The sequence below is a fragment of the Arthrobacter sp. A2-55 genome (genome assembly GCF_025548615.1).
Taxonomy (GTDB): Bacteria; Actinomycetota; Actinomycetes; order Actinomycetales; family Micrococcaceae; genus Specibacter; species Specibacter silviterrae.
Genome location: NZ_JAJLOZ010000080.1, coordinates 1 through 20,021, shown reverse-complemented (window position 1 = coordinate 20,021; position 20,021 = coordinate 1). Strand labels below are relative to the sequence as shown.

The following is a 20,021-nucleotide window of genomic DNA, read 5'->3' as shown; positions in this document are numbered from 1 at the left end:
TTCCCCCGCGCTGGCTGTCTCGGCGCCCAGCCCGGGGGACACCTTGGTGAACAGCCCCGTTTCCACCGTAAGCCCCGGGCCAAAGGCCATGGCGCAGATGCTTTCCGACTCGGCGGTGGCGGCCTGGTCCAGGATGTGCTTGAGGACGAACATCACGGTGGCGCTGCTCATGTTGCCGTAGTTGCGCAACGTTTCCCGCGAGGGCACCAGCTGATCGGGGGTGAGCTGCAGCTTGGCCTCCACCTTGTCCAGGATGCTGCGCCCGCCGGGATGGATGGCCCAGTGCCGGATCTCGCTGTACGGCAAGGCCGCCAGGCCGGGCTCATGGGCCAGCAGGGGTTCCAGCGCCCCCACAATGTGCTCATCAATGATGCGCGGCACGTAACTGTCCAGGACCATCTCAAAACCCTGGTCGCCAATGTTCCACGCCATGGAATCCTCACCCACCGGCGTAAGCACGGTCTCAAAGTGGTCCAGCACCACCACCGGCCGTGTGGCCGGAAGCTCGCGTGCCGTCACGACGGCGGCCGCCGCCCCGTCGGCAAACAGCGACGAGCCCATGATGGTGTCCGGGTTGTTGGAGGTCCGCACGTGCAGGGAACACAGTTCGGCCGACACCACCAGCACCACGGCACGGGGATCCGCCTCGCAAAACGCCTTGGCCGCCCGCAGGGCCGGGAATGCCGCGTAGCATCCCATGAACCCGAGGTGGTAGCGCTGCACCGAAGCGTCAAGACCCAGCGCACGGACGATCTTGTAATCCGGCCCCGGGTTGAAAAAGCCTGTGCAGGAGACGGTGATGACATGCGTGACATCGGCCGGGGACACGCCGTCGCACTTTTCCACGGCCCGGGATGCGGCCTCGATGAACAACGCGGTGGCCTCCACGGTGAACAGCTCGTTGCGCTCCCTGGTACTGGGGGTGAGCAGGAGTCCTTGGCCGGCGTCGAAGAACACGGGCGCGCCGTCCCCCTGGTAATCCAGCGACATTTCGGCGACGGCCGTGTGCCGGGTGTCGATGGCGGCCGAGTCAAAGCAGGTCCGCACCAGCCGCTGGCCCAGCCGGGTCAGGCCGGGCTGGGCGGCAAACACGTCGCGGGCTTCAGGCTGGAGCAGGATGGTGGGCGGGACTGCGGTTTCCAGGGACCTCAACGTGACCGTCATGGTCCATTCTTAGGCGCTGCGGGTGAAGAACACAATGCCTGCCTCCCCGACGGCGGGCGGTCATGACAAATGTCATGGGGAGCCCGTGACAGCCGTGTGGGGGCTCCCTGGCCTTCGGCCGGAAGAATTATTCCAATGGCCCCGTCGGGCCGAACCCAACACAGCAAGAGGCAGCGCATCATGACCCAGCAACTCCCATACCTTGCCCTGGCGGCGGCAGCATTGGCATGGATTCTCTACCGCCAACTCAGTGTCCGGCCCGTCCGGGAAAACCGGCCCTACCTGCTCATGCTGGTGCTGGGCGTGGTGGGCATCGGCCAGATTGCGGCCGTGGCGGGGCATGCCGCGATTCCGGCGGCCGCGTACCTGGCCATGGGCGCCGGACTCGTCTCGGCTGCCGCCGTCGGCTGGTGGAGGGGCAGCCTGATCCGCGTCTGGCGCGACGGCGGCACGCTGCTCCGGCAGGGCAACTGGACCACCGTGGCACTGTGGATCGCGGGCCTCGCCATCCACCTGGGCCTGGACCAGGTGGGGGTTTTCCTGGCCCCGGCCGCCGAGCGGGCTGGAGCACAGGCCCTCGGGACCACCTCCATCATGCTCTACCTCAGCATTGCACTGGCGGCCCAGCGCTTCGGCACGCTGTCCCGGGCCCGGGCCGCCGCGCCAGCCGCTACGGCCGCCCTGACGTCCGCCGCCCAGCCGGCCGCACGCATCCATCATTGACCGATCCTGAAGGAGACTCACCATGACCGTTCCCGCCACGCAGGCGCACAACCGACAGGGCAGCACCCTGCCACGGGGCGCTGCGCCCGATCCCACCGGCCCGCTCGCCGTGGACGCCACAGGTTTGCACAAGTCCTTCGGAACCCACTCGAAGACCGTCCACGCCGTCAACGGCATCGACCTGCAGATCCGCCCGGGCGAGGTGGTGGCGTTCCTTGGCCCCAACGGCGCGGGCAAAACCACCACCATCGACATGCTGCTGGGCCTTTCCAAGCCCGACGCCGGCAGCCTCGCCATCTTCGGCATGGCGCCCCGGGCAGCCATCGCCCACGGCCTGGTCAGCGCCGTCATGCAAACCGGCGGGCTCCTGAAGGACCTCACGGTGCGTGAAACGGCAGCCCTCACGGCGTCGCTCTTTGCCCAGCACCAGCCCGTGGACGAAGTCCTGGACCGCGCGGGCATCCTCGACGTCGCGGGCCGGCGGGTGGAAAAGTGCTCGGGCGGCCAGCAGCAGCGGCTGCGCTTCGCCATGGCCCTGCTCTCCGATCCGGGCCTGCTGATCCTGGACGAGCCCACCACCGGCATGGACGTGGAGGGGCGGCGGGACTTTTGGCAGGCCATCCGTGCCGACACCGCACGGGGCCGCACCGTCATCTTTGCCACCCACTACCTGGAGGAGGCGGATGCCTACGCGGACAGGATTGTGCTGGTGCGCCGCGGGAAGATCGTGGCGGACGGGACGGCGGCTGAAATCAAGAACCTCGCCTCAGGACGCACCGTGCTCGCCACGGCGGACAATGCAGACGCAGCCGCGCTCGCCGCCCTGCCAGGCGTGGACTCGGTGCAAGTCCAAGGCGAAAGGCTGGCCATCCGCACCAAGGATTCCGACGCCGTGGCGAGATACCTGCTCAACTCCACGGACGCCGTCGACCTTGAAATCACCTCCCACAACCTTGAGGACGCCTTCGTGGCCCTCACCGGGGACGCGGACGCCGCAGCCGAAATAACAGGGACAGAAAGCAAAGGAAAGTAACCGCCATGACCACAGCACTGCCCGCAACAGGGCGCGCCCGCAACGTCCCGCCCTTCGGCGGCCTCAACCCCACCCTGCTCGGCATCGAGATCAAGCGGCGCTTCCGCAACCGCCGCACCCTGTTCTTTACCGTCGCCTTTCCCATCGTCATGTTCCTGGCCTTTGGGCTGCAATTCCGGGACACGTCCATCGAAACCGGCCGCACCGTGGCCCAGGGCGCACCGTCCGTGGCCGCGTTCATCATGATTTCCATGGCCGTCTATGGAGCCATGATGGCCTCCACCTCAGCCGGCGGGGCCGTGGCCATTGAACGCCAGCTCGGCTGGAGCCGGCAGCTGCGCCTCACCCCGCTGCATCCCGTGGCGAACATCTTCGTAAAAATCCTCGGCGGGCTTTCCATCGGCCTGCTGGCCGTGCTGGCCACCTTTGCCACGGGCCTGGCCATCGGCGTGCGCCTGCCCGTGCAAGTGTGGATTGTGGCCGGGACTGCCGCGTGGCTGGGATCCCTCGTCTTCACCGCCATGGGCCTGATGGTGGGCTACCTGGTTCCCAGCGAGAACGTCATGCAGTTCATGGGCCCGGCGCTGGCATTCCTGGCCTTCTTCGGCGGACTCTTCCGGCCCCTGGACACCATGGCCAAGCCCCTGCAGCACATCGGCGTGTGGACCCCCACCTACGGGCTCGGTGAAATTGCCCGGTCCCCGCTGACAGGGGATGCCTTCAACTGGCTCGCCGTGGGCAATGTCATCCTCTGGCTGGCCGTCTTCGGGATCGGTGCCGCCCTCGCCTTCCGCCGCGACACCCAGCGGGTGTGAGTGCGGGAGCAGCCCCGCCCCGGCCGGGAAAGCATACAGTGGGCCTTATGGCATCAATGGCAAGCGACGGACCCGGGGAATCGGGCTGGTTCCCTGCCACGGACCACGTCCCCTCCATCCGGGAGCTGGCGGCCGGGCGCGGGCCCCGCCGCTGGTTCATTGCCGCGGGCATCTCCGGCCTGATCCTGCTGCTCAGCAGCGGTTGGGGCGCCGCGGCCGGGGAGCGCAACCCTTGGGTCAACGCCCTGCTCTGGGTCCACATGCTGGTGTTCGTGGCCGTTTTCATGGTGGGGCCGCCCATGGGGTGGTACCGCAGCCAACGGTTCAAGGCCTTCCTCGCCCTGGGCTTCTTCGGCATCAGCGTGGCATTTTTCGCCTACCCGGACGCTGCGGTCGGCACCACGTGGCTGTGGACGTTCGTGTCGGTGTTCATCGGCAGCCAGGGCCACCCCCGCACCCTTGCCTTGGCCGCCATAATCGCCTTGTCCGGGGGATCCTTCGCCATCAATGCAGCGGCCGGCGCCGAGCCTGCCAATGCCTTCTCCCAGGCGGCCACCATCGGCTCACTGGGCCTGATGATGATGGCCTTCTCCCGGCAGCTGGCCACCATCCGGGAACTGCGCCAGACCCAGCATGAACTGGCCGCGCTGGCCGTCCGGGAGGAACGCAGCCGCGTGGCCCGGGACATGCACGACATCCTGGGCCACTCCCTGACCGTCATCGCCGTCAAAGCCGAACTGGCCGGGCGCCTGCTGTCCATTGACCCGGACAGGGCCGCTGCGGAAATTGCCGACCTTGAGGACCTGGCCCGGGGCGCCCTGGAGGATGTGCGGGCCACCGTGGGCGGGTACCGCGGCATCAATGTCCTCACCGAGCTGGCTGGCGCACGCACCGCGCTGGCCGCGGCCGGCATCGAGGCCGAACTGCCCGGGGCCGCCGATTCCGTGCCCGCCACCGCCCGCGAACTCTTTGGCTGGGCCCTCCGCGAAGGCATCACCAACGTCATCAGGCATGCCGGAGCCACCCGCTGCACTGTCACCCTGTCCGCCCGCCTCCTCCAGATTGACGACGACGGCGCCGGCCCCTCCGCGGAACCCGGCACCTTGGGTGCCGCCCCGGCAGGGGACGGGCGGGTGCCTGCAGACGGGCTCCCCGCCGGTAGCGGACTCAACGGCCTGGCGGAGCGGGCTGCCGCGGCCGGCGCCACGCTCGAGCTGGGCCGCTCCGCCCTGGGCGGCTTCCGGCTGAGGCTGAGCCTGTGATCCGGCTGGTGATAGCTGACGACCAGGCCCTGGTCCGGGGCGCGCTGGCCGCGCTCCTGGGCCTGGAAGCGGACATCGAGGTGGTCGCAGAGGTGGGCCGGGGGGATGAGGTGGGCGCCGCCGTCGTCCTTCACCGGGCCGACGTGGCACTGCTGGACGTGGAAATGCCGGGGCTGGACGGGATTGCCGCAGCGGCCAAGCTGCGCCTCGACGCGCCGGACTGCCGCGTGCTGATGGTCACCACCTTTGGCCGGCCGGGGTACCTGCGCCGTGCCATGCAGGCAGGGGCCAGCGGGTTCGTGGTCAAGGACACCCCGGCAAGGCAGCTGGCGGACGCGGTGCGGAAGGTCGCCGCAGGGCTGCGAGTGGTGGATCCGGCGCTGGCAGTGGAGAGCATGACCTCCGGCGACAGCCCGTTGACGGAACGGGAAACCGACGTGCTCCGGGCGGCAGGCGGCGGCGGAACGGTGGCGGACATTGCCGCGGCCACCTTTCTGACCGAAGGGACGGTGCGCAACTATCTTTCCAGCGCCATGGGCAAGACGGGCGCCCGGACCCGTGCGGAAGCAGTGCACATTGCGCAGGAAAACGGCTGGCTGCTCTGACCCCTGCGGAACCCGCCGTGATTGGTGGTTCGCAGGCGCCCCGGCCTAGGATGGGGGGACGCCCTCCTGTGCCGCAACCGCTTGCAACTTATCCCCTGGTTGCAGCGGACCATTGCAGCAAAACCTTTGTCGCGGACACGGTCGACGGGCCCGGAATGGATGGAGGTGGGAGGCACGCATGGACGACGGACCTAGTCGAACTACCGCCCCGCGCGAGCCACACCTGTACCCAGGGGACGCCAGCTGACGGCAGATTTGCCCGTCACGGTGGGCTGCGCGGCTGCGCGCACCAGACCACCCACCCCTTTTGCACACCGCCTTTGCAGCCACCGCGACTGCAGCCACCGCGACTGCAGCCACTACGGCTACCGCCACCCCGGCTACCGCCACCCCGGCTACCGCCACCCCGGCTACCGCCGTGGCAGGCCAGTGTGTGCCCCCACCGGAGGGAACCGGACCATGATCAAGTCCCCAACGCAGACCTTTGACGCCAGCGCCGAGCTCCTGGGCAGGGCCCTGGGAGCCAATGATGTTGCCGGCGTTTCCCGCGTGCTGCAGGCCCTGGACCTGGCTGAAACGCTGGAGCAGCTGGAACGCCTGAGCACCATCCGGCGGGCCCTGGCCTACCGGACCCTGTCCAAGGACCGGGCGCTGGAGGTCTTTGAACGCCTCGACGCGGCACTGCAGGCCGACCTCGTGTCCGGCCTGCAGGAAGCAGACGTTGCCGAGGTTTTTGCGCAACTGAGCCCGGATGACCGCGTGGCCCTGCTCGATGAGCTGCCGGCCTCCGTGGCGCACCGCCTCATCTCCGGTCTGGATGAAAGGGAGCGCGCGCTCACCAGCACCGTCCTGGGTTATCCGCAGCGTTCCGTGGGCCGATTCATGAGCCCGGAATTCGTCACGACCCATCCCATGCTGACGGTGCGGGAAACGTTCGCCCGCGTCCGCGCCCACCTCGACGACGCAGAGAGCGTCTACACGATTCCAGTGACCGACGGCGGCCGCCACCTGGTGGGGGTCGTGTCCCTGCGTGACGTGCTCCGGGCTGAAGAGTCGCAGCTGGTTGCCGACATCATGAAGACGCCAATGAGCGTGCCGGCCACCCTGGACGCGGAGCACGCCGCGCGGTACTGCGCCGATGCCAAGGTGCTGGTGCTGCCCATTGTCGACGCCGAGGACCGCCTGGTCGGGATCCTCACGGTAGACGACGCACTGGTGATCCTGGAAGAGGCGGAAAGTGAGGACGCGGCGCGCTCCGGAGGCACCGAGCCGCTACGCCGCCCGTACCTGGCCACCCCTGTCGGCAGCATTGTCCGGGCCCGCGTGGTGTGGCTGCTGGTGCTGGCCCTGGGCGCCACGCTGACCGTCCAGGTCATTGGCGCGTTTGAGGCCACGCTGGAACAGCAGGTGGTGCTCTCCCTGTTCATCCCGCTGCTGATCGGCACCGGCGGCAACACGGGCAACCAGGCCGCCACCACCATCACCCGTGCGCTGGCGCTGGGGGACGTGCGCCCCCGCGACGTGTTCAAGGTCTTTGCCCGTGAAGTGCGCGTGGGGGCCTTCCTGGGCCTGCTCCTGGGCGCCCTTGGGTTCGCGATTGCCTCCATCGCGTTCACGGTGCCCATCGGCCTGGTCATTGGGCTGACGCTGCTGGGCGTGTGCACCATGGCGGCCAGCATCGGCGGACTCATGCCGCTGCTGGGCAAGGCAGTCAAGGCCGATCCGGCAGTGTTCTCCAACCCGTTCATTTCCACGTTTGTGGACGCCACCGGGCTGGTGATCTACTTCCTCATCGCCACCAGCATCCTCGGCCTCTGACCCCCGCACCGACCCTCCCTCACCTTTTGCGCCCTCCCCACCGACCCTCCCTCACCTTTTGCGCCCTCCCCACCGACCCTCCCTCATGTCTCGCGGGGATTCCTGCGACCCTCCCTCATGTTTCGCGGGGTTTCCTGCGACCCTCCCTCATCATGCGGCAGCGGAGTGGCCGGAGGGGCGCTGAACCGGCGAGCAGGTGTCGCCGTCGTCGTGCCTTTGCTCAGGGCACGACGGCGACGGAGCGGGGCATGGCGGCGGCAGCGGCCAGCCCCAAGATTCCGGAGGCCAGCACGGCCAGGAACACGCCGCGGGCGGAGGCGACGATAGTGGCGGGATCGGTGGGGCCCAGTCCCGTGGACGCCACGATGGAATTGGCCACAGCCCCAAAGATTGCCACGCCCACGGAGCTGCCAATGGCCCGGGCCAGCATGTTTGAGCCCGTCACCACGCCGCGCTGGCCCCAGCCCACGGATGATTGGGCGGCCACAATGGCCGGGGTGGAGGCAAAGCCGAGGCCGGCGCCAATGAGCAGGCAGCAGCACGCCACCACCCACACGTTTGGCCGGGCTGAAGCAATGACCAGGGCCAGCGCACCGGCCACGATGACGGCCATGCCAAGCATCGACGTGCTGCGGAAGCCGTGGCGCATGTAGACGCGGCCGGAGAAGCTGGAGGCGATGGGCCACCCGATCGACTGGGCCGCCACGGCCAGCCCCGCCAGCAAGGGCACCGTGCCGATCGATCCCTCCAGAAACGTCGGGACGTAGGAGCTCAGCCCGATCAGCACGGCACCCACGCCCAGCGAGACCAGCGTCGTGGTCAGCAGCAGCCTGCGGGAGAGGACCCAGAGCGGAAGGACGGGGTCCGCCGTCCTCCGCTCAACCATCACGAAGCCGGCGACGCAGGCCGCCCCGATGGTGAAGCCGCCAATGCTGGGCGGCGAGTCCCAGGCCCAGGCCTGCCCGCCCTCAAGCACGGCCAGGATGAGCAGCGACATGCCGCCGGCCAGCAGCACCGCCCCGGGGTAGTCAATGTGGACGCGCCGGCGTTCCACGTTCTCGTGGTAGGACCTGGCCAGCAGCACCATGGCCACAATGCAGATGGGGACATTGACGAAGAAGATCCAACGCCAGGACGCGAACTGGGAAAACAGTCCGCCAAGGGCCGGGCCCAGCACGGCCGCCACCGCCCACACCCCGGAAAGGTAGCCCTGGGCCCGGGCGCGTTCCTCGACCGTGTAAATGTCCCCGGCAATGGTGGCGGTGGCCGGCTGGATGGCCCCCGCGCCGAGGCCCTGGATGAGGCGGCATGCGATCAGCACCGGCATGCTCCAGGCCAGCCCCGCCAAGACCGAGCCCGCCAGAAAGATGCTGATCCCGGCCAGCATCACGGGCTTGCGGCCCAGGGTGTCGGAAAGCTTGGCATAGACAGGGACAGTCACCGCCTGGGCGAGGAGGTAGACGGAAAACAGCCACGGGAAGGAGGAGAATCCGCCCAGGCTGTCCACGATGGACGGCACTGCCGTGGCCAGCACGGTCGCATCGAGTGCCACGAGCGCCATGCTGACCATGAGCGAAATCAGCACCGGGCCGCGTTCGGAACGGAACCCGACCCCGGCCGCAGCGGACATCAGGAGCCGGTCCGGCCCGCGGTCACCGCCGTCTTGACCGCCGCGGCAACAGCGGCCGCACCACGCCCGCCCATCACGATGGTGTAGTGGTTGACGTCCGGCACCTCGGACACGGCAAGGCCCGGCAACCGGGCACGCCACGCCGCCAGTGCCTCTGCCGAGTAGAGGGGATCCGCATCCAGCAGCCCGCGCGGGGCGGTCAGCAACGGCGTCCCCGCAGGCAGGGCCGACAGGGCCGCCTCGATGGCGTCCGTGCCAAAAAGGTCCGCCGAGTCCAGGGCCATGGACTCGTAGCTGGCACTGGAGTGCAGCCGCGGCGGTTCGCCCACCAGGTCGTAGTCCACATATGCCTCAATGTCCCCGTTCCAGGCGCCGGCGAGGGCGGGGTGCCCCTTCCAAAGCTGGCGGTAGGCGGCACGGTCGGCAAACTCCATCGTGAGCCGCTGCGCCGCAGGCCCCAACGTGTCATTGACGGTGAGCCCGGGCGGCAGCACCAACGGCAGGCCGCCGTCGACCAGCACGGTGGCAGCCGTCCGGCCGGGGTGCCGCAGCCCGAAGACCAGGGCGGCGAAGGCACCCATGGAATGGCCGACGACGGCGGCAGTCGCCACGCCCACATGGTCCAGCAGGGCGGCAAGGTCGGCCGCGTGGGCCTCCATGCCATACGGCCCGCCGAGCCCGCGGCTGCCCCCGCGCCCGCGCAGGTCCGGGGCAATGACGTGGAACTCCGGCAGGGCCCGGGCGACGGCGGCCCAGGCCAGATGGTTGGCGGTGATGCCGTGGACGGCCAGCACGGCGGGGGCGCCGGGATCGCCCCATTCGCCGAAGGCCAGCGAGCCGGGAACACTGGAGAGCCTGTACGTCATGGTGCACCTTTCCCGCGTCGGGCCGCTTCTTCCAATCTGCCCTAAAGTGGGGCATATCACAAGCAGTCACCAGCAGCGTGAAAAGGGGTCCCGCAGTGCCACTCTTCGACGGCATCACCGCCACCACCATTCACACCGGCCGCCTGGCCGCCAACGTGCTCACCCGCACCGGGCAGCGCACCGACGGGCCCGCCGCCGTATTCATCCACGGAAACGTCTCCTCCTCCCTGTTCTGGCAGCCAGCCATGCTGGCCCTGCCGGAGGACATCGCCGCCTACGCCGTGGACCTGCGCGGCTTTGGCGGCAGCGAAAGGGCCCCAGTCGATGCCACCCGAGGCGTGCGGGACTTCAGCGACGACGTCCACGCCGTGGTGCGTGAGCTCGGGCTGGGCCCCGTGCACGTGGTGGGTTGGAGCATGGGCGGCGGCGTCGCGCTGCAATACGCCCTGGACCACCCTGCCGCCAGCATCACGCTGCAGGCGCCGGTTTCGCCTTACGGCTTTGGGGGGACGCGCCTGGACGGCACCCGCCTCACCGAGGACGACGCCGGCACCGGGGGAGGAGGGGCCAACCCGGGATTCGTGGCCGCTCTCCAGGCGGGCGACACCAGCCGGGAGAACGCCCTTGGGCCGTGGGCCGTCTACAAGAGCTCCTATGTTTCGCCCGGCTTTGCCTCAGAAGACGAGGACACCTGGGTCGAATCAATGCTCACCACCGCGACGGGCGAGGACAACTACCCGGGGGATTCCGTGGCATCGGCGAACTGGCCGGGCTTTGCCGCCGGCACCCGCGGGGTGCTCAACACCATGGCGCCGGGCCATTTTGACGTCTCGGGAATTGTTGCGCTCGCCGTCAAGCCGCCCATCCTGTGGGTGCGCGGCGATGCCGACGCCATCGTCTCCGATTCCTCCGCCTTCGACCTGAACTTCCTGGGCCAGGCCGGCGTGATCCCCGGCTGGCCGGGCGCGGACGTGGCACCGGCCCAGCAGATGCTGGCCCAGACCCGGGCCGTCCTGGAGCGCTACGCCGCCAACGGGGGCCGCTACTCCGAAGAGGTGTTTGCCGGAACCGGCCACGCACCCTCCGTGGAGCAGCCGGAAAGGTTCGCGGAGCTGCTCGCCGCACATGTCCGCGGCGCCGCCTGACGGCGAGGCTCAGGCGGAAGCCGGGGACCCGGCGTCGAGCTTTCCGGAAAAGGTGAAGACAATGGCCGCGGCGACCTCGGCAACCGGCGTGCCAGGGCTGAACAGCAGCCATTCCAGGCCGCCCATCAGCGTGGCGCCAAAGATGCCGCCGGCCATGAGGCGGCGCGAACCCTCCGGGGTTCCTGCCGGGGTCAGCGGCTCCAGCGCAGCCTCGATTTCGGACAGTGCCCCGCGGCGCAGGGCGGCCATCGACTCCTGCCAGGCCCGGTCAGTGCGGAAGATTTCCGCTGCCATCAGCTTGGCGAGGGCGCGGTTGTCGGCGATGAGGGCCAGCATCTGCGTCACCATGGCCTCAATGGAGGCGAATCCGCTGGCGGACAGGCGGGCCCCGCGCAGGGTTTCCGCCAAAGTGCTGACCCCGGAGGTGATCAGCTCGCCGAACAGCTGGTCCTTGGAGGAGAAGTTGTAGTAGACGCTGCCCTTGGCCACGCCGGCGCGCTCGGCCACCTCGTCCATGGTGGTGCCGGAGATCCCGTGCAGCGCGCCCAGCTCCAGTGCAGCGGCAAGAATGGCCTGTTTGGTGGCTGAAATGCGTGGCATGGGTGCGTCCTTTGGTGCAGGTCTGTGGGCGTGGCGTGGTGTGGCTGTGCGCGTGGCGTGGTGGTCCACCAGCGTGAGTCTATTCCACCGCCGCGCAACGGGCCGCTTGGGCTGCAACCCGGGCGGAGGGCGGGACCCCCAAGCCACGGACGCTTAATTTGGACCGATTTGAGAGAATTGGAGCGTGACTGTTACAGACTTCCCCTCCAGCGACACCAAGTTGGACCTCCCGCCCCTGAAACTTGGCAACATTACCGTGGACACGCCCGTGGTGCTGGCACCCATGGCAGGCATCACGAATACGGCGTTCCGCCGGCTGTGCCGCGAACACGGGGGCGGCGTGTTCGTCTCTGAAATGGTCACCTCGCGGGCGCTGGTGGAGCGGACGCCGGAGTCCATGCGGCTGATTAGCCACGACGACGACGAGAAAATCCGCTCGGTGCAGCTGTACGGCGTCGATCCGGAAACAGTGGGCCGCGCCGTGCGGATGCTGGTCGAGGAAGACCATGCCGACCACATTGACCTGAACTTCGGCTGCCCCGTGGCCAAGGTGACCAGGCGTGGCGGGGGAGCGGCCCTGCCGTGGAAGCTGGACCTTTTCACTGCCATCGTGAACACGGCCGTGAAGGAAGCATCGAAGGGCGGGCTCCCGCTGACCATCAAGATGCGCAAGGGCATTGATGACGACCACCTGACCTACCTTGAGGCCGGCCGCATTGCCCGCGATGCCGGCGTGGCCGCCGTGGCCCTCCATGGCCGCACCGCCAGCCAGTTCTACTCAGGGCACGCCGACTGGGATGCCATCGCCCGCCTCCGCGAGGCCCTGCCGGACATCCCGGTCCTGGGCAACGGGGACATCTGGAGCGCCGAGGACGCCATCGCCATGGTGCGCCAGACCGGCGTCGACGGCGTGGTGGTGGGCCGCGGCTGCCAGGGCCGCCCATGGCTCTTTGGCGACTTGATGGCCGCCTTCGAAGGCAGCGACAAGCGGCACAAGCCGGGGCTGGCCGAGGTGGCTGCCGCCGTCTACCGCCACGCCGAACTGCTCGTTGACACCTTCGACGACGAAAACAAGGCCCTGCGCGACATCCGCAAGCACATGGCCTGGTACTTCAAGGGCTATGTGGTGGGCGGCGAACTGCGCGCCCAGCTTGCCGCGGTCCCCACCCTGGAAGTCCTGCGCGGCCTGCTGGACCAGCTCGACATGGACTCGCCCTACCCCGGGGCCGACGCCGAAGGCCCCCGCGGGCGCGCCGGCACCCCGAAACGCACGGCACTGCCGGACGGCTGGCTGAACGAGCGCACGCTCAGCGGCAGCCAGCAGGTGGACCTGGCGGGCGCCGAGCTCGACGTCTCCGGAGGATAGTGATGACAGCGGCGGATACCGGCAGCGGGCCGGAGCAGCAAATGTGCTGGTGTTGCGGGCGGACCTTCCCCGAGTCGGGAATCATCCGGCTCGGCAGCAGGCCGGAGGCCGGAGTGTGCCTGAACTGCACCATTTCCCTGCGGCAGCGGGCCCGGGTCCGTGCGGCCGAGGGCCGCGGGGGCCTCGCCCACTGGGGTGCCCAGGCCGTGAACCGCGGCCGGCAGGGTGTCATGGCGCGCAATTGGAACCGGCTCCCCGCAGTGGGGCCCGCGCTGCGCTGGATCAACCGGCACCTGCCGTAGGCGGAGCGGGCGTCCGGGTGGCGCCGGACCATTGGGCCGCCGCGATGGCCCTAAACTAAGGGATATGTCTACCTCAGCGCAGCCAGAGTACTCCTCCACCGACGTGGAGCGCTGGGTCCAGGAGGCCCACAAGAGCAGCTTCCGGACCGTTTTTGAGCGCGACCGTGCACGCGTGCTGCACTCCTCGGCGCTGCGGCGGCTCGGCGCCAAGACCCAGGTGGTGGCCCCGGACACTGACGACTTTGTCCGCACCCGCCTCACGCACAGCCTGGAAGTGGCACAGATCGGCCGGGAACTGGGCCGCACGCTGGGCTGCGACCCGGACGTGGTGGACACCGCCTGCCTGGCCCACGACCTCGGCCACCCGCCCTTCGGCCACAACGGCGAGTCCGTGCTCAATGACCTGTCCCACGACATTGGCGGCTTCGAGGGAAACGCCCAGACGCTGCGCCTGCTGACCCGCCTGGAATCCAAGGTCATGACGCCCGACGGCGGCTCGGCCGGCTTGAACCTGACCCGCGCCTCCCTCGATGCCTCCTCAAAATACCCGTGGCTGGCCGCCGACGCGCCGCTGATCGACGGGCGCCGCACCAGCAAGTTTGGCGCCTACACCGACGACCTCCCCGTTTTTGAGTGGCTGCGCAGCAACGCCCCGGCCGGAAAAACCTGCGTCGAGGCGCAGGTCATGGACCTGGCCGACGACATTTCCTATTCCGTCCACGACGTGGAGGACGCCATCGTGGCCGGCCATGTGCAGCTGAAGTGGCTGGCCAACTCGGACCAGCGCAACCGGGTGCTGGGCTACACGCAGCAGTGGTACCTCCCGTCCGTGGACACGGCAGAGATCGATGCAGCGCTCACCCGGCTGGAATCGGCGGATGTCTGGGTCCGCCACGCCGACGGCAGCCGTGCCTCGATGGCCGCCCTGAAGGACATGACCAGCCAGCTGATCGGCCGCTTCTGCCAGAGCGCCGTCGCCGCGACCAGGGAAATCTACGGCCCCGAACGGCTCACCCGGTACGCTGCCGACGTCGTCGTACCTGTTGAAACCGCCTACGAAATTGCCGTCATGAAGGGCCTGGCCACCACCTTTGTCATGACCACCGACCACCGCCAGCCCATCTACCAGCGCCAGCAGGACATCCTCAGCGAGCTGGTCGCGGTGCTCAACGCCACCGGGGACGCCCACCTGGAGACCATGTTTGCCGCGGACTGGCGGGACGCGGACGACGACGACGCCCGGCTTAGGGTTGTCATCGACCAGATCGCGTCCCTTACGGATGTGTCGGCGCTGGCCCTCCACGAGCGACTGGTGGGGATGGAACGCACGCTGCTGTAGCGCGGCGGGATCCAGTAGCGCTTGTCCTGCACGATGGATCCCTCGTTCTCAGCGGTCCTGGAACGCTACTTCGTTGCGTAGCTTTCGAGGACGGCGGCGGCGGTGCCGGGGTCGTCCACCGTGACGACGATTGAACGGCCGTCGCGGCGGAAGACTTCCAGGCCAGGGCCCCGGCGGGTTACGAAACCCCAGCGCCCCTTTCGGCTCGGGCCGATCACCCATCGGAAGCCCCAGCCGCCAAAGTCAGCCAACGGGTCGACCGCAACAACAGCTGCCTTCGCGAGACTCGCCGGGGGAATGCGGAGTCGCGGCCAGCCGATCGCTGATCGGACGATGAATCCGCGCGGACCGGCGGTGACGACGACATGCGCCGTGACGAGCAGAACGAGCAGCAGAAGGAGCGGCGAGAGGAAGATCGGCCACAGGCGAGGACCAACGGTCAACAAGAGAGTCACACCGAGCACGATCAGTACCGCGGCTGCGGCGGCGATGAGCGCCATGAACCAGGCCGGGAGCTCAACCCTCCCCGTCCAGCCTGCGACCTCGCTGGATCGGACCGGGAGCGCGTCAACCGCCTGAACGCTTTCGGCTGTCAGGGCCTCCCGCGGAAGCAGCCACCAGGTCAGCAACCCTGCGGCGGCCGCGAGAATGACGCCGCCGGCGAGGGGAAGCGCCGGCGCGAGAGGCGACACGTTGAGTACGACCGAACCAACGCCCATGCCGATCGCGTGGAAAACTGTAATTCCCATCGCGATGGCCGGCATCCACGCGTTCATCCCCGCCATTCTCGTCGCGCGGACCATGAAGAAGCCGATGAATGCGATCACCGGGAAGCCAATTGCAGCGACCAGGACCGCGTAGGTCCACCACGGCCCGGTACGGTCGGAGCCGGGGCGCCAGTGGGTGATGAGCTGCGGGCTGCCGGTGGCACCCACACCGACTATGACAATTTCTGCGGCAACGACGATCGCAAGTGGTACCCAAATCGTCGCGATGAGTGCGGCTCGCCGGGCGGCCCGGTGGTCAACGATGCGGCTGTTCATGACTCGTATTCCTTCCGGACGAGCGCCAGCAGGGTCCCGATCGGGATGCCCGCGGACTTCGCTTCGGCAGCCGCCCGAGCCACGGCGACGCGGACCCCGTTTGCTGTTGGTGCGCCGACCACCACGGCGCCGCGGCCTCGTCGAAGCTCGATCTGGCCGTCGTTGCGCAGCTCCTGGTAGGCGCGCAAGACCGTGTGAAAGTTGACGCCGATTGACTCGGCCAGCACTTTGGCCGCCGGCAGGCGCGCGCCGGTGGAGATCGTCCCCGTCGCGATCTGGGTGGCGATGGACTCGGCAATCTGCGCGAACACGGGAGTGGCCGTTGCCGGATCGATGAGTACGAACATAGAGTTATTCTAGTTCTACTAGCACTACTTGCCCTAGGCAGGAGAGAACGCATGTCCAAGGATGAGCAAAGACGACCGACCGGTGCCCAACAGCGGACCGGCAAGACGCCCAAGCGGTGGTTCAAGCCGAACACGTCCGGCCCGGGCTGGCACCCCGGTTCGTGGCAGGGCTGGCTCGTGATCGGGGTCATCGTTGCCACGATCGTTACCTTTGTTGTGCTGTTCAGAACCGGGGTGCTGTGATGCGGGAGTCATCGTGAGCGGCTTCTTTTCTTGGGTGGCGGGTTCCGGCGTCGTGCAGGGCGTGATCATGGGACTGACATTCGCGTACCTGACCACGGTCCTGCTCCTGAACGCCGTTGCGAAGACCAAGACGACAACCGTCAACGGCTGGAGCGCCATCCGCAAGGCGGGCCACCCAGGCAACGGACTGCTCGCGCGGGCGGCACTGCAGAAGGCCCTGCCGGTGGTCAACGTTTTCGAGGAAGCCGCCTACTGGACAGCAACCAGCGACGACACGGGGGCGCGTCTCAGCGGCGAGCACGCCTATCGGCTTCACTTTCCGGCGGGCCGGCTCCCGCCGAATGACGCCTTCTGGTCACTCACCGCAACGGACACCGTCGGTTACATGGTCGGCACAGCGGCAGGCCGGTCGAGCGTGGACAGCCACTCTGGTCTGGTGGCCAACGCCGACGGATCGGTCGACATTCTGATGCAGCCGCACCAGCCGCCAGGTGCCCCAGGGAACTGGGTGGCAACGCCGCCCGGCCGGTTCAAGCTCATGCTCCGCGCCTACCTGCCCGCCGCCTCGGTAGTGAACGGCGACTACCAGGTTCCGCCAGTGGCCCGGGTGCGGTCATGAATCGCCTGATCCTGAAATACGCCACTCCGGTCATCATCGTCATCTTGGCGATCTTCGCATGGGTCATCTATCGACGGGTCGCCGAAGGCGGTTTGGGCGCGATCATCCCGCTCGCCGTGACGGCTGCGATCGTTTGGTTGCTCGGAGGGTTCGTGTTTATCTACTTCTGGCCCCGGATCACGGTCGGCGGCTTCAAGAGGATATTCGAGGGGCGTGGCTTGGGTGGCGGCCCGATCCCCGTGAACACGATCTATGCCGTGCCGGAGAGCCCGTTCCAATCCGCGTCGTCCGGCAGTGTGATCGCGACCGGCACCGATGATCTCCTTTACCTGGGGGGTTGGCTTGACGTGAAGGGCGGACCGTATGTGCTGCACATGCCCGCGATGGACGGCCGCTACTGCAGCGTGCAGTTCACCGACCCAACCAGCGGGGCCAACTTCGCTTATGTGGGCAAGCGCACCACCGGGACTGCTGCTGGCGACTTTCTCCTCTGCGAATCCAATTGGGCCGGCGACACCCCGGCAGGTATGAGCCGAATCGACGTGCCGCATCACGCCGCACTGCTCATCGGGCGGGTGTTCGTCGCCAACGAAAATGACCGGCCCGCGGCATACGCACTCGCGAAGCAGATCCAGCTCACATCACTAAAACCAGAGCGCGAACGTTAGTCAGCCGGACCACCGTGAGGGTATTCATTGGGCATTGAGCGTGCCGGAACCGATTATTTCCGGTGCGGCGCATGCACCGTTCGATCCCCGTGGCCCCGCGCAGGTACCCAATGCCGGGAGGCCGAAGCTGCCGTCAGCCCGGCCCTATGGGAGCCGCCCAGCCCGGGCGGGGGACGAGGCAGAACGGGTGGCCGGCGGGGTCGGCATAGACGTGGGAGTCCGGCCCGCCCAGCCGGGTGGCACCCAGGGCGAGGATCCGCGCATGGGCGGCATCGACGTCGTCGACCAGCACATCGAGGTGCATCTGCTGCGGGTAGGCGGGGTCCGGCCAGCGGGGCGCAACGTGGTCCGGGGTCCGCTGGAAGGCCAGCCCGGAGCTGTGGTCGTTGGGCGCCACCACCACAAAGTCCGTCGAACGGAACGTGACGGGGTGCCCCAGCAGGGCGGCATAAAACCCGGCCAGCGCGTCCGGGTCGGGGCAGTCGATGACAAGATGGTGCAGTCGCCCGATCATGTGGCGAGGCTACCACCGCCGGCTACATGGCGGCGGAGTAGCTCCCCAGGGCGGCGGTGAAGCTGGCCAGCTGCTCGGGGTTGGCCAGGGCAAAGACAATGCCGACGGCGACGCTCATGATGGCCGCCACGCCCACCGTGGCCGCGCAAACATAGAGCATGAGCTTGGTGTCGTCGTCAAAGCGTCCCGGCATCTGCAGGGTCGGGTCAATCAGGTTCGGGGCGGTGTCAACGGATCCGTCGGCCAATACCGCCACCACCTGGCCGCGTCCCCGGTCCAGGCGCAGGGAGGAAATGGCGCTGCCGTGGCGGGCCAGCAGGATGTCGGAACCGACGGAGCTGCGGGCGGCGGCGGACGGGCGGATGGCGGTGAACGACAAGGTTTTCTCCATAAGTGGCGGGGTGAAAAATGGTGGCCGGTCGGGGAAGGTTCGCCATTGGACCGCCGCGTGCGGCATACCCCAAGTTTATCGCTGGCAGCTCCGCGGGACCCCGGTAAATGCCTTGGTTGCGCGGTGATTCCAGACACCGGCCGCTGCCAAATCGGTCACACTGCAGCGTTCTCCACAGGCGCCGGCGCCAGTGGTTCCGGGCCGCATTAACTCACGTAAACTGGCCGTGTGGCCGGCCTGATTAAACGCGAAGACATTGACGAGGTGCGCACGCGCACCGACCTCAAGGAAGTTGTTGACGCCTACGTCACGCTCAAATCGGCAGGCATCGGCTCCTTTAAGGGCCTGTGCCCGTTCCACGATGAGCGCAGCCCCTCCTTTCATGTGCGGCCCCAGATGGGGTATTTCCACTGCTTCGGCTGCCAGGAGAGCGGCGACGTCATCTCCTTCATCCAGAAAATGGACCACATCTCCTTTTCCGAGGCTGTCGAGAAGCTGGCCGGGCGCATCGGCTACGAACTCCACTATGAGGACGGCGGCACCGGGCCGCGCCGCGAAGAAGTGGGGCGCCGGCAAAGGCTGCTGGATGCCCACAAGATCGCCGGCGAGTTCTTCCGCGAACAGCTCCTCACCCCTCCCGCCGCGACGGGCCGGGCGTTCCTGCAGGAGCGCGGCTTCGACCGCAGCGCCGCGGAGCACTTTGGCGTGGGCTTCGCCCCGCAGGGCTGGGATGCGCTCCTCAAACACCTCTCCGGCAAGGGCTTCACGCAGGAGGAGCTGAAGCTGACTGGCATGTTCTCCGAGGGGCAGAGGGGCATCTACGACCGCTTCCGGGGGCGCCTCATGTGGCCCATCCGGGACATTGCCGGGGATACCGTGGGCTTCGGCGCGCGCAAGCTTTTCGAGGACGACCAGGGCCCCAAATACCTGAATACGCCCGAAACCACGCTCTACAAGAAGTCCCAGGTGCTGTACGGGATCGACCTGGCCAAGCGGAACATCGCCTCCAAGCGCCAGCTGGTGGTGGTGGAAGGGTACACGGACGTTATGGCCTGCCACCTGGCCGGGGTGGACACGGCCGTGGCCACCTGTGGCACCGCGTTTGGCGCCGAACACATCAAGGTGGCCCGCCGCTTGCTCTCCGACGACGGCACGGGAGGCGAGGTGGTGTTCACCTTCGACGGCGACGCCGCCGGCCAGAAGGCCGCCCTGAAGGCCTTCGACGAAGACCAGCGCTTCACCGCCCAGACCTACGTGGCCGTGGAGCCCACCGGGGCCGATCCATGCGAGCTTCGCCAGCGGCGCGGGGATGAGGCCGTCCACTCCCTGATCCGCTCGCGCCGCCCGCTGTTTGAATTCGCCATCCGCTCCACGCTTGCCAAGTTCGACCTCAGCACGGTGGAAGGCCGCGTCAGCGGCCTGCGCGCCTCCGCACCCGTGGTGGCCGCCATCCGCGACGGCTCCACCCGGATGGGGTACAGCCAGGAACTGGCCGGCTGGCTGGGCATCGCCGACCCCAACGAGGTGC

The 20,021-nt window shown here is 68.2% G+C and carries 22 protein-coding genes; 14 read left to right on the top strand and 8 right to left on the bottom strand.

What is annotated here, in order from left to right:
- A partial coding sequence (locus LPN03_RS17785) for a type III polyketide synthase (protein ID WP_262455339.1) occupies positions 1–1,164 on the bottom strand: 1,164 nt, incomplete at its 3' end.
- A 180-nt stretch (positions 1,165–1,344) separates the two neighbouring features.
- Here LPN03_RS17785 and LPN03_RS17780 point away from each other — a divergent pair.
- From LPN03_RS17780 to mgtE, 6 genes are all read left to right on the top strand, one after another.
- Complete coding sequence (locus LPN03_RS17780; RefSeq protein WP_165180109.1) at positions 1,345–1,887, top strand: hypothetical protein; 543 nt, start codon at positions 1,345–1,347, stop codon at positions 1,885–1,887.
- Between the two features lie 22 nt (positions 1,888–1,909).
- Positions 1,910–2,920 carry an ABC transporter ATP-binding protein gene (locus LPN03_RS17775; protein WP_262455338.1) on the top strand — a complete coding sequence of 337 codons (1,011 nt, stop codon included), beginning with the start codon at positions 1,910–1,912 and terminating at the stop codon, positions 2,918–2,920.
- 5 nt (positions 2,921–2,925) lie between these two features.
- Positions 2,926–3,735 (top strand): ABC transporter permease, encoded by an 810-nt coding sequence (locus LPN03_RS17770; RefSeq protein ID WP_262455337.1) that lies wholly within the window; start codon positions 2,926–2,928, stop codon positions 3,733–3,735.
- Between the two features lie 47 nt (positions 3,736–3,782).
- Complete coding sequence (locus LPN03_RS17765; RefSeq protein WP_262455336.1) at positions 3,783–4,997, top strand: sensor histidine kinase; 1,215 nt, start codon at positions 3,783–3,785, stop codon at positions 4,995–4,997.
- A complete protein-coding gene (locus LPN03_RS17760) occupies positions 4,994–5,602 on the top strand; it encodes a DNA-binding response regulator (RefSeq protein WP_262455335.1) in 609 nt (202 codons plus the stop codon). The genes LPN03_RS17765 and LPN03_RS17760 overlap by 4 nt, the downstream gene beginning before the upstream one ends.
- 459 nt (positions 5,603–6,061) lie before the next feature.
- On the top strand, positions 6,062–7,420 hold the full coding sequence (gene mgtE, locus LPN03_RS17755; protein WP_262455334.1) for a magnesium transporter: 1,359 nt from the start codon (positions 6,062–6,064) through the stop codon (positions 7,418–7,420).
- A gap of 220 nt (positions 7,421–7,640) precedes the next feature.
- Here mgtE and LPN03_RS17750 read toward each other — a convergent pair whose 3' ends face one another.
- A complete protein-coding gene (locus LPN03_RS17750) occupies positions 7,641–9,050 on the bottom strand; it encodes an MFS transporter (protein WP_262455333.1) in 1,410 nt (469 codons plus the stop codon).
- Entirely contained in the window at positions 9,050–9,916 is an 867-nt protein-coding gene (locus LPN03_RS17745) for an alpha/beta hydrolase (RefSeq protein WP_262455331.1), read from the bottom strand. The genes LPN03_RS17750 and LPN03_RS17745 overlap by 1 nt, the downstream gene beginning before the upstream one ends.
- Positions 9,917–10,011: 95 nt before the next feature.
- Here LPN03_RS17745 and LPN03_RS17740 point away from each other — a divergent pair, with 95 nt between their 5' ends.
- The gene (locus LPN03_RS17740) at positions 10,012–11,061 is read left to right on the top strand and encodes an alpha/beta hydrolase (protein ID WP_262455330.1); all 1,050 of its coding nucleotides are present in this window, start codon (positions 10,012–10,014) and stop codon (positions 11,059–11,061) included.
- Positions 11,062–11,070: 9 nt separating this feature from the next.
- On the opposite strand, the gene LPN03_RS17735 is transcribed toward LPN03_RS17740, so the two are convergent.
- Positions 11,071–11,661: a TetR/AcrR family transcriptional regulator gene (locus tag LPN03_RS17735; protein ID WP_262455329.1), complete on the bottom strand. Its 591-nt coding sequence runs from the start codon at positions 11,659–11,661 to the stop codon at positions 11,071–11,073.
- A gap of 184 nt (positions 11,662–11,845) precedes the next feature.
- Between LPN03_RS17735 and dusB the strand changes: the two genes are divergently transcribed.
- The 3 genes from dusB to LPN03_RS17720 all read left to right on the top strand — a co-directional run bounded on the left by dusB (position 11,846) and on the right by LPN03_RS17720 (position 14,668).
- Complete coding sequence (dusB, locus tag LPN03_RS17730; RefSeq protein WP_262455328.1) at positions 11,846–13,027, top strand: tRNA dihydrouridine synthase DusB; 1,182 nt, start codon at positions 11,846–11,848, stop codon at positions 13,025–13,027.
- A 2-nt stretch (positions 13,028–13,029) separates the two neighbouring features.
- A complete protein-coding gene (locus tag LPN03_RS17725; RefSeq protein ID WP_262455327.1) occupies positions 13,030–13,329 on the top strand; it encodes a hypothetical protein in 300 nt (99 codons plus the stop codon).
- A gap of 64 nt (positions 13,330–13,393) precedes the next feature.
- A complete protein-coding gene (locus LPN03_RS17720; RefSeq protein ID WP_165180097.1) occupies positions 13,394–14,668 on the top strand; it encodes a deoxyguanosinetriphosphate triphosphohydrolase in 1,275 nt (424 codons plus the stop codon).
- A 65-nt stretch (positions 14,669–14,733) separates the two neighbouring features.
- On the opposite strand, the gene LPN03_RS17715 is transcribed toward LPN03_RS17720, so the two are convergent.
- Entirely contained in the window at positions 14,734–15,711 is a 978-nt protein-coding gene (locus LPN03_RS17715; RefSeq protein ID WP_262455326.1) for a hypothetical protein, read from the bottom strand.
- A complete protein-coding gene (locus LPN03_RS17710) occupies positions 15,708–16,058 on the bottom strand; it encodes a GntR family transcriptional regulator (RefSeq protein ID WP_262455325.1) in 351 nt (116 codons plus the stop codon). The genes LPN03_RS17715 and LPN03_RS17710 overlap by 4 nt, the downstream gene beginning before the upstream one ends.
- Positions 16,059–16,109: 51 nt before the next feature.
- On the opposite strand from LPN03_RS17710, the gene LPN03_RS17705 reads away from it, so the two are divergent.
- The 3 genes from LPN03_RS17705 to LPN03_RS17695 are packed head-to-tail and all read left to right on the top strand — an operon-like array spanning position 16,110 to position 17,588.
- Entirely contained in the window at positions 16,110–16,301 is a 192-nt protein-coding gene (locus tag LPN03_RS17705; protein WP_262455324.1) for a hypothetical protein, read from the top strand.
- 13 nt (positions 16,302–16,314) lie between these two features.
- Complete coding sequence (locus LPN03_RS17700) at positions 16,315–16,920, top strand: DUF1214 domain-containing protein (protein WP_262455323.1); 606 nt, start codon at positions 16,315–16,317, stop codon at positions 16,918–16,920.
- Positions 16,917–17,588 carry a DUF1254 domain-containing protein gene (locus LPN03_RS17695; RefSeq protein WP_262455322.1) on the top strand — a complete coding sequence of 224 codons (672 nt, stop codon included), beginning with the start codon at positions 16,917–16,919 and terminating at the stop codon, positions 17,586–17,588. Before LPN03_RS17700 ends, LPN03_RS17695 begins: the two co-directional genes overlap by 4 nt.
- Positions 17,589–17,721: 133 nt before the next feature.
- Here LPN03_RS17695 and LPN03_RS17690 read toward each other — a convergent pair whose 3' ends face one another.
- Both LPN03_RS17690 and LPN03_RS17685 read right to left on the bottom strand, forming a co-directional pair.
- The gene (locus LPN03_RS17690; protein WP_262455321.1) at positions 17,722–18,102 is read right to left on the bottom strand and encodes a VOC family protein; all 381 of its coding nucleotides are present in this window, start codon (positions 18,100–18,102) and stop codon (positions 17,722–17,724) included.
- A 22-nt stretch (positions 18,103–18,124) separates the two neighbouring features.
- Positions 18,125–18,481 carry a hypothetical protein gene (locus LPN03_RS17685; RefSeq protein ID WP_205677865.1) on the bottom strand — a complete coding sequence of 119 codons (357 nt, stop codon included), beginning with the start codon at positions 18,479–18,481 and terminating at the stop codon, positions 18,125–18,127.
- Between the two features lie 240 nt (positions 18,482–18,721).
- Between LPN03_RS17685 and dnaG the strand changes: the two genes are divergently transcribed.
- A partial coding sequence (gene dnaG, locus LPN03_RS17680) for a DNA primase (RefSeq protein WP_262455320.1) occupies positions 18,722–20,021 on the top strand: 1,300 nt, incomplete at its 3' end.

Coding starts and splice junctions, on each gene's coding strand:
- LPN03_RS17780 (WP_165180109.1), top strand. CDS start 1,345: ATGACCCAGCAACTCCCATACCTTGCCCTGGCGGCGGCAGCATTGGCA.
- LPN03_RS17775 (WP_262455338.1), top strand. CDS start 1,910: ATGACCGTTCCCGCCACGCAGGCGCACAACCGACAGGGCAGCACCCTG.
- LPN03_RS17770 (WP_262455337.1), top strand. CDS start 2,926: ATGACCACAGCACTGCCCGCAACAGGGCGCGCCCGCAACGTCCCGCCC.
- LPN03_RS17765 (WP_262455336.1), top strand. CDS start 3,783: ATGGCATCAATGGCAAGCGACGGACCCGGGGAATCGGGCTGGTTCCCT.
- mgtE (WP_262455334.1), top strand. CDS start 6,062: ATGATCAAGTCCCCAACGCAGACCTTTGACGCCAGCGCCGAGCTCCTG.
- LPN03_RS17750 (WP_262455333.1), bottom strand. CDS start 9,050: ATGTCCGCTGCGGCCGGGGTCGGGTTCCGTTCCGAACGCGGCCCGGTG.
- LPN03_RS17745 (WP_262455331.1), bottom strand. CDS start 9,916: ATGACGTACAGGCTCTCCAGTGTTCCCGGCTCGCTGGCCTTCGGCGAA.
- LPN03_RS17735 (WP_262455329.1), bottom strand. CDS start 11,661: ATGCCACGCATTTCAGCCACCAAACAGGCCATTCTTGCCGCTGCACTG.
- LPN03_RS17725 (WP_262455327.1), top strand. CDS start 13,030: ATGACAGCGGCGGATACCGGCAGCGGGCCGGAGCAGCAAATGTGCTGG.
- LPN03_RS17720 (WP_165180097.1), top strand. CDS start 13,394: ATGTCTACCTCAGCGCAGCCAGAGTACTCCTCCACCGACGTGGAGCGC.
- LPN03_RS17715 (WP_262455326.1), bottom strand. CDS start 15,711: ATGAACAGCCGCATCGTTGACCACCGGGCCGCCCGGCGAGCCGCACTC.
- LPN03_RS17710 (WP_262455325.1), bottom strand. CDS start 16,058: ATGTTCGTACTCATCGATCCGGCAACGGCCACTCCCGTGTTCGCGCAG.
- LPN03_RS17705 (WP_262455324.1), top strand. CDS start 16,110: ATGTCCAAGGATGAGCAAAGACGACCGACCGGTGCCCAACAGCGGACC.
- LPN03_RS17695 (WP_262455322.1), top strand. CDS start 16,917: ATGAATCGCCTGATCCTGAAATACGCCACTCCGGTCATCATCGTCATC.
- LPN03_RS17690 (WP_262455321.1), bottom strand. CDS start 18,102: ATGATCGGGCGACTGCACCATCTTGTCATCGACTGCCCCGACCCGGAC.